The organism is Methylobacterium phyllostachyos, assembly GCF_900103445.1.
Classification (GTDB): Bacteria; Pseudomonadota; Alphaproteobacteria; order Rhizobiales; family Beijerinckiaceae; genus Methylobacterium; species Methylobacterium phyllostachyos.
On the sequence record NZ_FNHS01000017.1, the window covers coordinates 80398 to 93035 of the forward strand.

General features: G+C 69.6%; 16 protein-coding genes. 7 read left to right on the forward strand and 9 right to left on the reverse strand.

Annotated features, from left to right (window positions below):
• Positions 1-821: 821 nt before the first annotated feature.
• The gene (locus BLQ49_RS29195; protein WP_143012308.1) at positions 822-1007 is read right to left on the reverse strand and encodes a hypothetical protein; all 186 of its coding nucleotides are present in this window, start codon (positions 1005-1007) and stop codon (positions 822-824) included.
• A gap of 383 nt (positions 1008-1390) precedes the next feature.
• The gene (locus BLQ49_RS23830) at positions 1391-1645 is read right to left on the reverse strand and encodes a hypothetical protein (RefSeq protein ID WP_091720649.1); all 255 of its coding nucleotides are present in this window, start codon (positions 1643-1645) and stop codon (positions 1391-1393) included.
• A gap of 133 nt (positions 1646-1778) precedes the next feature.
• On the opposite strand from BLQ49_RS23830, the gene BLQ49_RS23835 reads away from it, so the two are divergent.
• Entirely contained in the window at positions 1779-2222 is a 444-nt protein-coding gene (locus BLQ49_RS23835; RefSeq protein WP_091720652.1) for a DMT family transporter, read from the forward strand.
• Positions 2223-2236: 14 nt separating this feature from the next.
• Here BLQ49_RS23835 and BLQ49_RS23840 read toward each other — a convergent pair whose 3' ends face one another.
• The 5 genes from BLQ49_RS23840 to BLQ49_RS23860 all read right to left on the reverse strand — a co-directional run bounded on the left by BLQ49_RS23840 (position 2237) and on the right by BLQ49_RS23860 (position 5306).
• Positions 2237-2434: a ribosome modulation factor gene (locus tag BLQ49_RS23840; protein ID WP_091720655.1), complete on the reverse strand. Its 198-nt coding sequence runs from the start codon at positions 2432-2434 to the stop codon at positions 2237-2239.
• A 20-nt stretch (positions 2435-2454) separates the two neighbouring features.
• Positions 2455-3795: a PQQ-dependent sugar dehydrogenase gene (locus BLQ49_RS23845; RefSeq protein WP_091720658.1), complete on the reverse strand. Its 1341-nt coding sequence runs from the start codon at positions 3793-3795 to the stop codon at positions 2455-2457.
• The gene (locus BLQ49_RS23850) at positions 3792-4196 is read right to left on the reverse strand and encodes a DUF2231 domain-containing protein (RefSeq protein WP_208859112.1); all 405 of its coding nucleotides are present in this window, start codon (positions 4194-4196) and stop codon (positions 3792-3794) included. The genes BLQ49_RS23845 and BLQ49_RS23850 overlap by 4 nt, the downstream gene beginning before the upstream one ends.
• 175 nt (positions 4197-4371) lie before the next feature.
• A complete protein-coding gene (locus BLQ49_RS23855; protein ID WP_091720663.1) occupies positions 4372-4599 on the reverse strand; it encodes a hypothetical protein in 228 nt (75 codons plus the stop codon).
• A gap of 212 nt (positions 4600-4811) precedes the next feature.
• Positions 4812-5306: an HD domain-containing protein gene (locus BLQ49_RS23860; protein ID WP_091720665.1), complete on the reverse strand. Its 495-nt coding sequence runs from the start codon at positions 5304-5306 to the stop codon at positions 4812-4814.
• Positions 5307-5580: 274 nt separating this feature from the next.
• Between BLQ49_RS23860 and BLQ49_RS23865 the strand changes: the two genes are divergently transcribed.
• Positions 5581-5823 carry a hypothetical protein gene (locus BLQ49_RS23865; protein WP_091720668.1) on the forward strand — a complete coding sequence of 81 codons (243 nt, stop codon included), beginning with the start codon at positions 5581-5583 and terminating at the stop codon, positions 5821-5823.
• Between the two features lie 150 nt (positions 5824-5973).
• Here the strand turns inward: BLQ49_RS23865 and BLQ49_RS23870 are convergent, their stop codons facing one another.
• Positions 5974-6372: a PRC-barrel domain-containing protein gene (locus BLQ49_RS23870; protein ID WP_091720671.1), complete on the reverse strand. Its 399-nt coding sequence runs from the start codon at positions 6370-6372 to the stop codon at positions 5974-5976.
• Positions 6373-6631: 259 nt separating this feature from the next.
• On the opposite strand from BLQ49_RS23870, the gene BLQ49_RS23875 reads away from it, so the two are divergent.
• Positions 6632-7495, forward strand: coding sequence for a DMT family transporter (locus tag BLQ49_RS23875; RefSeq protein ID WP_244507740.1), 864 nt, complete (start codon positions 6632-6634; stop codon positions 7493-7495).
• A gap of 25 nt (positions 7496-7520) precedes the next feature.
• Here BLQ49_RS23875 and BLQ49_RS23880 read toward each other — a convergent pair whose 3' ends face one another.
• Complete coding sequence (locus BLQ49_RS23880; RefSeq protein ID WP_091720673.1) at positions 7521-8444, reverse strand: hypothetical protein; 924 nt, start codon at positions 8442-8444, stop codon at positions 7521-7523.
• A gap of 170 nt (positions 8445-8614) precedes the next feature.
• On the opposite strand from BLQ49_RS23880, the gene BLQ49_RS23885 reads away from it, so the two are divergent.
• The 4 genes from BLQ49_RS23885 to BLQ49_RS23900 all read left to right on the forward strand — a co-directional run bounded on the left by BLQ49_RS23885 (position 8615) and on the right by BLQ49_RS23900 (position 12617).
• Complete coding sequence (locus BLQ49_RS23885; protein WP_091720676.1) at positions 8615-9178, forward strand: nitroreductase family protein; 564 nt, start codon at positions 8615-8617, stop codon at positions 9176-9178.
• A gap of 146 nt (positions 9179-9324) precedes the next feature.
• Positions 9325-9954, forward strand: a complete 630-nt coding sequence (locus tag BLQ49_RS23890; RefSeq protein WP_091720679.1) for a flavin reductase family protein — start codon at positions 9325-9327, stop codon at positions 9952-9954.
• 90 nt (positions 9955-10044) lie between these two features.
• A complete protein-coding gene (locus tag BLQ49_RS23895) occupies positions 10045-11124 on the forward strand; it encodes a lytic transglycosylase (RefSeq protein ID WP_091720681.1) in 1080 nt (359 codons plus the stop codon).
• Positions 11121-12617, forward strand: a complete 1497-nt coding sequence (locus tag BLQ49_RS23900; RefSeq protein ID WP_091720684.1) for a DUF2336 domain-containing protein — start codon at positions 11121-11123, stop codon at positions 12615-12617. The genes BLQ49_RS23895 and BLQ49_RS23900 overlap by 4 nt, the downstream gene beginning before the upstream one ends.
• The last annotated feature ends 21 nt before the right edge of the window (positions 12618-12638 follow it).

Sequence of the window (12638 nt, forward strand, 5' to 3'; positions counted from 1 at the left end):
CAATCGCCATATCAACGTCAACCCAGCCGCCGAGCTTGATGTGTCGACACACGGTGGGCTGCCGGGCACCCGCTGCGGGCCGAGCCGCTCCAGCGGCCCGATAGAACGGGTGACGGGCACGTCGCCGCCTGTGAAGACCGGCGCGTATCGGTCCGGGGTCAGGATGCCACCATGGATCGCCTTAAACTTGAAGAACATCGCGCGAAGGCGATCTGCGACGCCGGAGGGTAGGCCGGGCGCATCTGGAGCGGACGCTGCTCACAGCCAGCCATGGTGCGCAATCGAGACAGCTTCAGGCCCCACCGCCGACGGTAAATCCGCTCCGCAAGGATCGTGTGCCAGGACACGCCAATTCTGGAAGCTTGAGCTTACATCCGAGACATGCCGCGAACATTACCGCGGACCCGATGGAGACACGCCATGACCCTCGCCACCCGGCTCACCGTCGCCGCCGCTACCGCCGCCGCCGCCGTTGCTGTTCTGGCCGGCACCTATGCCGAGATGCTCGACCGGGCCCTGCCGATGCATTTCGTCTGATCGCGGTCGATGCTGACCCGGATTCGGCGCATCCGCGGCATCGCCGCGCAACGGCGCCCAGGGACTGACAGTTAGGACGGTCTGGACGCCATCCGGGACTGCGTCGTCAATCAAACCGTGCGAGTTGGCGATGCGTCGGGAGATCGCGTGGCCGGTGCGGCCGGAGATTTCTGAGTGATCGCCGACCCGGTCACGACGCACCGGACGGGCTGTCCGATGCGTTCCAGGCCCTGTGCCCAAGCGCCGGATACCGAGTCGGATCGCCCCGGTCCGCCGGTATTTCGCTAATGCTTCTGGCTGCTCGGGGCGGATTGATCCGTCTGCGGCTCCAGCTTCTGCGCATCCGGCTTCGTAGGTGTGTTGTTCTGCGCCTGCTTATCGTCACAGGCGGCCAGCCCAAGGATCAGGAGCCCGAGGCCCGCGACACGTTTCCAGTGCGACATGATCCCTCCGTGTTGCGCGTTCGTCACGCGGGAACGGTCCTCCGACCGGTCCCGTTCCGCGCAGAATGACGAGCTGCGGCGCGGGATGTGATCGGGACGCGGGATCGGCCGCGCCTGCCACGCATGTCCGGGACAAACCCACGGCCCGAAGATGCTGGCATGAAGCGCCTCGCACGCGCATCAAAGGCCGTGCTGGCGGCGCTCGTCTGGCCCCGACCGGCGCCGCAGCATACGGCTTCCACGGCAGCTTCCGCTGTGTCGGCTTCTCGGAGGGTACGGCTCCCACGGCAGACCCACGGGCTACGGTGCTGACGGCAGGTGAGCACGGCGCTGGTCCGCCCTCGTCCGGCCCTGCCCGGAAGCTCCCGGGCAGGGCACCACACCTGGATTGTCGGTATAGAAACGCCGCGTCAGCGGCCGTTGGGCCCCGGCTTCGAGCCGGATCCCGCATCGTTGGCGCCCGTGCTGTTGGTGGTCCCCGAGCGGCTCATCGACCCGGTCGATGGTCCGCTGCCCTTCGCGCCGGGCGTCGATCCCGAACCGGCATCGTTCGGACCCGTACTGTTGGCCGTGCCGGATCGGCTCGTGCCGCCGCCGCTTTCGGCGGCGAGGGCGGGTGCAGCGGCCATGATCAGGCCGGCGAGAGCAAGGGTCATGAGTTTCATGGCGTATCTCCCTCGTAGGCCGACAGCCGGTTTCGGTTCGCCGCCGGACTCCTGGGGAACCCTGCGTCGGCGCGGCTGTTCCTGGGCAGGGGACCCCAGGATCGGAAGATCCCTCGGTCGCGACAAGGCAGGCATGACGATCCTGATCGCCCTGCTGGCAGCTGCGGCCGGCATCCTCAACACCGTGCAGACAGGTGCCAACGCGAGCCTGAACAAGGCGCTCGGCCAGCCGATCCTCGCGGCCCTGATCGTGGCGGCCACCAACGCGGCAGTCTACCTGCTGGCCGCACCGTTCCTCGGGCTCGGCTGGCCCGGTGGCAACCGGCTCGCGAGCGTGCCCTGGTGGGCGTGGCTCGGCGGTGCGATGGGCGGTGCCTACGTCCTGGCGATGATCCTGCTGGCCGAACGTCTGGGCGCCGCCGTGTTCACCGGCATCACGGTGACGGCCGCGATCGTCACGTCCCTGCTCCTCGATCATTACGGCTGGCTCGGCTTCACGCGCCACGCCGCCGGACCCTGGCGGATCCTCGGCGGCCTCCTGATGGTTGGCGGCGTCGCGCTGCTATCCCTGTTCTGAGGCGGGCGTCCCGGTCAGCCAACGTCGCCGGGAGCACCCACTTCGCGGGTGGTCACTTGCGCTTCCGCGTCGGGCATCCGGTAACCGCGCGCCCAGATGCGATGCGCATCCGTATCGGGCGGGTAAGGATTGGCGGTGACCGGATCGCCGCGGTCGCGCGCGTGGCGCCCCTCGTCGCTGATCGAGGCCGGGGAGCGGGTCGAGATCGTCATGGCGCGCCTCTCAGGTAGCGTCAGCGGAGGATCGGGTTCGACCCGGCCTGCGATTGAGAACTCGCGCCGGTGACGCGCCAGACGGTGCCCCCAGCATCGTCGGCGATGAGAAGGCCGCCGTGACTGTCGACGGCGAGGCCGACCGGCCGTCCGTGGGCTTCATGCGCGTCGGTCACGAAACCGGTCACCACGTCCTGGGCCTTGCCGGACGGCTTTCCGTTCTCGAACGGGACGTAGACGACCTTGTAGCCGTTCAGCGGGTTGCGGTCCCAGCTTCCATGCTCACCCACGAACGCACCCCCCTGATAGGCCTGGGGGAGGGCGGTCCCGGTGTAGAAGGTCATCCCCAGCGGGGCCACGTGAGAGCTGAGGGCGTAATCGGGCATGATCGCCGAAGCGACCATCTCGGGCCGCTGCGGCATCACCCGCGGATCGACGTGCTGGCCCCAGTAGCTGTAGGGCCAGCCGTAGAAGCCACCATCCTTCACCGAGGTCATGTAGTCGGGTACGAGATCCGGGCCGAGCTCGTCGCGCTCGTTGACCACGCACCAGAGCGTCTTGGTCTGCGGCTCGAAGGTCAGGCCGTTCGGGTTGCGCAGACCGGTGGCGTAGAGGCGGTGCGCGCCGGTCGCCCGATCGATCTCCCAGATCGCCGCGCGATCCTTCTCCTCGTCGATCCCGTTCTCGGTGATGTTGCTGTTCGATCCGACGCCCGCATAGAGCTTGGTCCCATCCGGGCTGGCGGTCAGGCTCTTCGTCCAGTGATGGTTGATGTGCCCCGCCGGCAACTCGGTCAGCTTGACGCCGGGCTCCGTGATCTTGGTCTCGCCGGCCTTGTAGGGGTAGCGCATCACCGCATCGGTCTCGGCGACGTAGAGGTCGTCCCCGACCAGGGCCATGCCGAAGGGCGAGTTCTGCTTGTCGAGGAGCACGGAGCGCTGTTCCGGCACGCCATCGCCATCGGCATCCCGCAACAGGGTGATGCGTTGGCCGGGCGTCTCGGAGGAATGAGACTTTCGCTCCAGCCAACCCATGATGATCTCTTTCGGCCGATTGATTGGCGGCGTCGGGCCGCCACTCTCCGCGACGAGGATGTCGCCGTTCGGCAGGACCAGGATCGAGCGGGGATTCTTCAGCCCCGTGGCCAGCGCTTTCACCTGAAGCCCCGCGGAGACCTGCGGGGTCTCGCCCTCCTTCCAGCCGACGGCGCTGGAGACGTGCATCGGCGGGAGCAGATATTGATACGGCTCCGGCAGCGGCGGGTTCGGCCCGATCTGCGTCCGGGGATCGATCGGATCCGGCCCACAGGCGCAGAGGGGCAGGAGGAGGGTGGTGGCGAGAACCGCCCGGCCCGGGATCATGTCCGCTCTCCCACTTCGACGCCCACTCCGTGGCGATGCACCAAACTCGCCCCGAGCCACCCGGTCACACCCAGGATCAGCACCACCATGGCCGACAGAACGAGCCCGGTCGGCACCACCGACGTGTAGGCATCGCGGCTGTGAACGAACACGTTGACGATGCTGAGCGCCAGAGCCACGGCATTGCCGGCCGCGTGGATCCAGGCCGTCCGGATCTCCCGGATCCGGCGGTCTCCGAAGAAATCGATCAGGCCCGCCAGAACGGCCAGCGCCGACACGATGAGTCCGACGCTCAGCAGCCACGCGGAAAAATTCGCCCACTGCATGTTGGCGGTGATCCAGTAGGCGATGTCGGTCACCAGCGTCCCGACGAAGCAGACAACCGGGATCGGGACCAGCATCGCGTGAATCGGATGTCCGGCGACCTGGGCGGTCGATTGCGGGTTGGCCTGTCTCAAGCGAGTATCCTCGTCACGCGATCATCTCGTGCGCCATTCGATCTACCCTACGCGCCGAGAGATGTTCCCGCCTCGCCCGCCGTCGCGCACGGTAGGCCTATGGGGCGACGCTGCTCCCTCAATGCGACCGGTCGGTCCGGTCCGGCGCGCGGCCCTTGCCGCTGTGCGTGTGATGACTGTCCCGTTCCCCGCCGCCGCCGGACACGTGCGACTTCGCATCGTTCGTCGGCGCGCCGGGCTCGGGACCGTCGTGATGCGCCGCCTGCGGCTTCGATGCGTCCTGGTGACTGCTCCCCGGCCCACCGTGATGCCGATCGGCAGCCGGGTTCTTCTTCGACGTGCTCATGAGGATGCCCTGTCCTGTCGCTCGGCGCACACGCCCCGGGATCGCCGGCGGTCCGTCCGGAATGCACGGGCCGCAGATTGCGTTGTCCCACCCGACGACCAGAATGGGACGAACCTGATCCGAAGGACCGGCCGGCCGTTGCGTCCCGCGTCGGATAGGAGCCGTCTCGGATCCTTGGCCAACCGGACGGCGAACCCGCGGTTCCGGCCGTCTCAGCGGCCCGTGTAACCGGAGGCCGCCGCGGCCGCCCGAAGGCGCGCGAACGCGAGGGTGTAGCGCTCGCGCAGGAAGGGCGCGGAGGGCGGGATCCGGGCGGGTGAAAGATTGTCCTCAGTGTCGGACATCTTCACGAGGAACGCGGCAAGATCACCGGTCTCGATCAGCGTGGTGATTCGTTCGGAGTAAGCAGTCCGGGATTGGGGCTTCGTGAGGATCGTCACGGTCCGGACGATGTCAGGCGCGAACCCCGCTGCGCGCAGGTCTGCCGCAGTGCGCGGGGTGTCCTCCAGCACATCGTGAAGCAAGGCTGCCTGCATGATCTGCATCGGATCGATATCGAGCCCATCGACGAGGCGGGCATGGCCGGCGCGAGCGAGGGCGGCATTGGCGACGCGTTCCAGGTGCCGCATGCAAGGTTCGCCACTCTTGTCGAGCTGACCCGCATGCGCGGTAAGGGCGAAGGTATGGGCATCGAAGATCGTCGTCACGAGGCGCCCCGCCGCAAACGTCTGGCCCCTGCTGCTGCCTGATGTTCCGCTACCGGCAATCGCCGCCAAGCCACCGTCGTTCCCGCGCGGGTATCCGGTTCCACGACGGTACCGGGCGGCACCGACAGCCCGACCTACCGCATTTTGGGGATGCGGGATTTTCGCGATCCGTCAGAACGTTAATAGCGGCATCACTATTGCCCAAGTGGCCAGGCATAGCCATTTCTTGTCTCTTGAGCGGACAAGCGGTGGATCGCAGTCCAGGATTGAGCCAATGGCGTCCGTTACACTTGAGAAGCCGCTCGATGTCGGTGGTCCGATCAGCCGCCGTGCGGCCGCCCTCGCTAACGCCAAGTGGTTCCGCGCCCTGGCGTGGCGAGCCCTGCGGAGCGGTGGCCCGCAGGCTGAACTCCGTGCGGCCAACGCGCGGGCGGCGGCGCGTATCATTTTGAGACAGGCAAAGCGCGACGCGGTCGTTGCCCGTATGGCGCGCGAGGCGCTTGAGGGCCACGTCTGAGGTCGGCCGCGTCACCGTCCGTCTCAGCCTGGACGGATCGCATCGTCGCCGCGACGGTGGCCGTATCGTCCGCGTGGCGTGCAGAAGCGCGACCCCGGCGCCAGGTGGCCGTCCCCTCCCGCGTTACGAGCGGGGACAGCCGGGAGATACTTAGCGCTTGAACTTGCCGTCGTACTTGAACTCGGGAGCTGCCTTCAGCTGGTCCTTGGTGGCGCCGATGATCGCCTTCCACTTCTTGGCGTTGGCGTCGTAGCCGAGCGCGATGGATCCCGGGGTGACCGCGACGTAGTGCTCGCCCATGCCGAGGAAGCCGCCGACCGAGACGATGTAGCCGGTGAGCTTGTCGTGATCGATCACGAGATCCTTGATCTCACCGACGGTGTTGTTCTGCGCGTCGGTGATGTTGAGCCCGATCAGGTTGTAGCTCAGGACCGCGTCCTGCGGGACCGACTCGAACTTCGGCGCGACGGTCGGCGGCGCCTCATTGGCAGCGAGGGCCGGCCCGGCCAGGGCGACGGCGGCGAGGGTAGCAAGGACGAGGCGACGCATCAGAATCTCCAGCAGCCCGAAACGGGTGGCTGGTAAGCCTGTTGCGTGCAGCTTCGTTCCGACGGGGCACGGAAATGTTAAACGGCGGAACATGGAACCGTCGGACACCGGCGCCGCGCTGGCGACTGTACTGATCGGACCAGAGGACAGATCGGCCGTCCGACATGTCGGCGTCCCTGGCACCCGCGCTGTCACGATGGCACGCCGATGGCCTGGGCGGGAGGCAGACGTGGCGGAACAGGCGGCTCGGATAACGGACGTGCAGGCCAACGGCGCCGGCCCCTGGATCGACGGGCTGATCGGCGTCCTCATCTTCAGCGCATCGCTGGTGGCTACGCGCCTCGCGTTGACCGGCATGGACGCGCTGTTCCTCAGCGCAGCGCGTGCGGCCCTGGCGGGATTCGCGGGCGCGGCCGCACTCGCGTCGTTCCGGGAGCGGCGTCCGGGCCGCGGCGACCTGCCGGCGCTCACCATCGTGGCGGCCGGTGTGGTGGTGGGCTTCCCACTGCTCACCGCTTTGGCGTTGCGCTCCGTCAGCGCCGCGCACGGGACGGTCTTCGTCGGCCTGCTTCCCCTTGCGACGGCGTTTTTCGGTGCCCTTCGCTCAGGCGAGCGGCCATCACCCGCCTTCTGGCTGCTGTCGCTCTGCGGCGCGTTGGTCACAGTCGGCTTCGCGGCCCAGGGCCTCGACGCGCCGCCGGGCCCCGGTGACGCCCTCATGCTCGCTGCGATCCTCGTTTGCGGCCTCGGCTATGCCGAGGGCGGCGTCCTGGCGCGGCGGCTCGGCGGCTGGCAGGTGATCGCCTGGGCGACGGTCCTGTCGCTGCCGGTGAGCCTGCCCCTGGCGCTGGTCCTGAGCCCGGCCGATCCCGCGGCGATCCCGATGCCCGCCTGGGCGGGCCTCGCCTACGTGGCGCTGTTCAGCATGCTGATCGGGTTCGTGTTCTGGTACCGGGCGCTCGCCCGGGGCGGGATCGCGGCGATCGGGCAGCTCCAGTTGCTGCAACCATTCCTCGGGCTCGGCGTGGCCGCCCTCGTGCTGGGCGAGCGAATTGAGCCTGCCATGATCGGTGCCGCAGCAGCCGTGGCACTCTGCGTAGCGCTCGCCCGGCGCTTCGCTTGAGGCGTGGCCTGGCCTGGAGCCGCGTTCAGCCCGACTTGGCCACGACTTCGATATCCCGATCGAGCCCGCTCTCGACCTTGAACTCGCGTGTATAGACCTGCCCGTCGTGGCGGGCGATCAGCACGTAGTCGCCCTCGGCGAGGGTGACCTGCGGGAAGGCGCCGATCGCCTCGCGGATCGTGTCGCCGCCGGGTGTGAGCACCGAAAACGCAGTACCGGCAAACGCCTCCGCTCCCGGCGCGGCCACGAGCTTGAGGGTCACGGTGGCCGCGCGGTGATTGAGGGTCGCCTCCGTCACCTTACCGTTCTCGACGCGCAGATCCGCGCGCTGGATCGCGTTCGATTCCCCGTAGGTCGAGACCACATGGTAGGTGCCTTCAGGCAGCCGCAGCAATTCGCCGGTTTTGATGCCGGCACGCACGAGCCGGCCCTCCGAATTGGTCCCGACCGGTACGAAGACCGAGAACGACACCTCGGCGGGGGGGATCTTCTGGTCGCCGACGGCACCCGCCAGCTTCAGGGCGCCGGCCGCGACCCGCAACGTCTCGGTGGTGGGCTGCCCCGCCATGACGATCCGCTTCGACGCGCTGGCGAAGCCGTAGGTCACGGTCGCCACGTAGGTGCCGGGGGCCAGCGTGAAGCGCGGCTCGGCCTCAGCGGAGCGCGCCACGATCGAGGGTCGTGTGCCGTCGCCGCGATCCTCGTAGATCCGCCATGCGAGGCCCTGACGTAACGGCACCCCGGGGCCCGACAGGAGCGCGGAGAGAGCCAGCGGGGCGTCCGGCTCCACGGAGGGGAGGGCGGGCGGCAGGTTCGGCGTCGTGATCGACGGCGAGGGCAGGGGACCGCCCAGCGGGTTCTGGATCGCGTCCTGCTGCGCGCGCGCGGCCGGGAGCATCGCTCCCGAGACGAGAATCGCCAACGCCGTCGCGGCAAGCCCCCTGCGCATCGCTCAGACCTTTCTCAGCCGCCCGGCACCGGAGCCGGCCCATCGGCGGATCGCCCTGCCACTGCATCCGGACCATGGCGGCGACAAGGCCAGGCGTTCAACGGCTGCCCTTCCACCGACGGCCCGCGCATGCCACATCCGGCCTGCGACGCGATACCGGGACAGAGCGCATGACCGCCACCCTCGATCTCCTGAAGACCCGCCGCTCGGTGCCGCCGCCGCTCCTGGACGAGCCCGGTCCGGACCGGGCGCAGCTCGACACGATCCTGGCCGCGGCCTCCCGCGTACCCGATCATGGCAAACTCGCGCCCTGGCGCTTCCTCGTGATCACCGGCGCGGCGCGGGAACGGGTCGGCGAAACGATCGTGGCGGCCTTCGCGGCCGACAACCCCGAGGCGACGCCCGAGCGCCTCGCGCAGGAGCGTGGCCGGCTGACGCATGCTCCCACCGTGGTGGCGGTGGTGTCGCGGGCGGGTCCTCACGTGAAGATCCCCGAATGGGAGCAGGTGCTCTCCGTGGGGGCCGCCACCATGAACCTCGTGATCGCCGCGAACGCGGCCGGGTTCGCGACCTCCTGGTTGACGGAGTGGTTCGCCTACGATCGCCGCGTCCTCGACGCGCTGGGCCTTGCCCCATCGGAGAAGCTCGCGGGCTTCGTCCATATCGGCCGGGCCCGTGAGGTACCCTCCGACCGGCCGCGCCCGGCGCTCGATGAGATCGTCACCTATCTATAAGCGTCGTTGAAGGTGCGATTCGCGTCATCGCTGCTGGGTTGTCGCCCGATGCGGTGTCGATCGGTCGAGGTCCTGCGTTAAGGACCCGTCTGCGTCGCCGCCGGGCAGCCCTGAGGCCGGAGCGGCGGCGCCTGGGAGGGCGGCTGGTGCACTACGATCTCGACGTTCCGCGGGAGGCGCGCGCCCTCCCGCACAACCCGCTCAAGGCGATCGTGGCGCCCCGGCCGATCGGCTGGATCAGCGCCATGAGCCGCGACGGCAAGCTGAATCTGGCGCCCTACTCGTTCTTCAACGCGGTGGCGGACAACATGGTCGCCTTCTCATCCTCCGGCCGCAAGGATGCGATGACCTTCGCGGAGGAGGGGGCAGCGTTCGTGTGCAGCCTCGCCACCTGGGATTTGCGCGACGGCATGAACGATTCTTCGGCGCCGCTGCCGCGTGGGGAGAGCGAGTTCGCCTTCGCCAACCTCGCGACCGCCCCCTCCCGGAAGGTGCGTCCGCCCCGGGTCGCAGCCTCGCCGGCCGCCCTGGAATGCCGGTGGCTGCAGACCGTGCCGCTGGTCCCGCTCGAAGGCGGCGAGGCCGAGAACTTCCTGGTCATCGGGCAGGTCGTTTCGATCTACGTCGATGAGGCCTACGTGAAAGATGGGATGGTCGATACCGGGGCGATGCACCCGATCATGCGCGGCGGTTATTTCGACTACTTCCAAGCCACGCCGGAGACGCGCTTCCAGATGCGCCGGCCGAAAGGGGCAGGCGAGTTCTCGGGGTCCTGAAAACGGACGCACGGCCCCGGGCCTCCTTGAGGAGTTGTTTACCATAGCGGGCGCAGATTCCGGCTGTCTTCGGTTTCCGTGCATGCCCGGATGTTCCTGTTCACCACCCCGTCCGGCCCACCGGAGAGCCCGCCGCCCCAGGTGCGGGTGACGCCGGGGACGGCTGCCTCCGGACCGGTGGTGCAGGCGATCCGCGACGGGGCGATGGCGAGCGGGGTCGGGTTCGATTACCTGCTCGCGACGGCGCGGCGGGAATCAGCCCTCGACCCCGCGGCCAAGGCCGGGACCTCGTCCGCGACGGGGCTGTTCCAATTCATCGAGCAGACCTGGCTCAGCGTGATGAAGAACGCTGGGCCCAAGCTCGGCCTCCAGGCCCAGGCCGATGCCATCACCCGACAGCCGGACGGCAGCTACGTCGTCCCCGATGCGGGGCAGCGGCAGGCGATCCTCGATCTGCGCCGGGATCCGAAGGTCTCGGCGGTCCTGGCCGGCGCCCTGACCCAGCAGAACGCCGAGGCGCTGACCGGATCGCTGGGCCGCGAGCCGACCGCGGGCGACCTCTACGCCGCCCACGTGCTCGGGGCCAAAGGCGCGGCCGCGCTGATCGGGACCGCCCGCGCCTTCCCGGCGCGGGCCGCTGCCCTCGACCTGCCGGAGGCGGCCGCCGCCAACCGCGCGCTGTTCTACGACCGAGCCGGCCGCCCGCGCAGCGCAGCGGAACTCTATGCCAGCCTGTCGGCAGCCGCGCAGGGCGCTGCCGCCACGGACCTGACCAGCCTGCGCCAAGATTCGACGGCACCGCCGCAGGCGGTCACGGCCTATGCGAGCGCGGCAGCGGCTTTCGGCGGCACCAGCGACCTGCGCAGCCTGTTTCAGACGGATCAGCGCGGGGCGGTCTCGGACGCGGCAGCCAAGCTCTGGCAGATGCGCAACGCCACGCAGCCGGCCGCGCATGATGCGCCGACCTACTTCCCGCGCACGACATCCGAGCCCCCGCCGTCCGCTGCGGCGATGCCCGACCCGGCCGTGACGGGCGCGCTCGCCACGACGCCGCCCGGCAACGCCGTCGTCAACCCACCCCTGCCGCCGCGACGCCCGGCGGAGTTCGCCGCGGCGCCCTCCGCGGCCGGCGTCAGGAACAGCCTGTTCGCACCCCGGAGCGGTCCATGATCATCCGCGATTTCTTGGCCTGGACGCAGAACGCCTCCGCGAGCCGCCGCGCCGAGGCCACCGCGGTGCTGACGCGGGCGTATCTGTACGGCAATTTGTCGGCGGATCAGGCCTGGGAAGCCAAGACCGCGCTCCTCACTCTGCTGGACGATCCCTCGCCCTTGGTCCGCCGGGCGCTGGCCGAGACCTGTGCGGCCTCCGCACGGACTCCGCGTCCTCTGGTGGTGGCGCTCGCCTGCGACGTCCCCGAGGTGGCGCGGCTGGTCCTGGCGCGTTCGCCAGTGCTGACCGACGCCGACCTCGTGGATGCGGCAGCCCTCGGTGACGAGACGACGCGTGCGGTGATCGCCGCCCGCCACCACCTGTCGCATGCGGTCTCGGGGGCGCTGGCCGAGATCGCCGAGGCCGACACGCTGGTGGTGCTTGCCCGCAACCCGACCGCGAAGATCACGGCCGGCCGGATGCTGCGCATGCTCGAACGCTGCGGCGCCGAAGCCCCGCTGCGGGAAGCCCTGCTCGCCCGGGCCGACCTGCCCCCCGAAGTCCGCCACGCAATCGGCCTCGCGGTGGCACAGGCCCTGTCGGGATTCGTCACCAACCGCGGCTGGCTCGGCACCGAGCGGTGCGACCGGCTGCGCCGGGAGGCCGGGGAGCGGGTGGCGCTCGAAGCCTGCGAAGGGTTCGGGGCGGCGGGAATCGCGCGCCTCGTTGCGCATCTGCGCACGACCCAGCAGCTCACCGCCGGCCTGATCCTGCGCGCCGTCCTGTCGGGGCGGACCGACTTCGCCGTCGCTGCCCTGTCCGACCTGTCCGGCCAGGATCATGCCGGAGTGGCCCGTGCCTTGCGCGACCCACGGAGCTTTGTCGACCTGCATCAGCGGGCGGGCCTTCCGGATGCCTTGCTTCCGGCCCTCCAGGCCGCCCTGGCGGCCCTGGAGGACATGGCCCGCCGGTCCACCCCCGTCCCCTCTGCAGGCTTGTCCCGGGGCATCATCGAGCGCGCCATCGACGCCTGCAACAGCCAGCCGGGCGCCGGGATGCAGCCGGTCCTCGTGCTCCTGAACCGCTACGAAGCCGAAGCCGCCCGCGACGAGGCCCGCGAGGTCGCCCGCGCCATCGCGGCGGAGGCAATGGCCCGCGAGACCGCACGCCGCAACGCGCAGGCGGCGGATGCGGCTTGGCGCGCCGCCCTGGAGAGCCAGCGCCGAACGGTCTTCGCGCCATCGGCCGACGCTCCCGAGGTCGCCGTCGCGCTTGATGCGACCGCCGAACCGCATAACCCGGTCGGCGCCATCCTCGATGCGCTGCCGGAACAGATCCTGGCTTGGTACAGGACCGAAGAGCCGGCGGTGGATATGCAGGCCAAGGCCGCGACCGAGGCCGTGCTGGACGGTCTCGGCGACAGCCTGCTCGACCATTTCCGCGTCAGTCACGGCCTCGCCGCGAAGCCGGATGCCGTCAGCGGATCCGACAAGGCGAAGATCGCCGCCTGAGCGAGACCCGTCGTCGGGGGC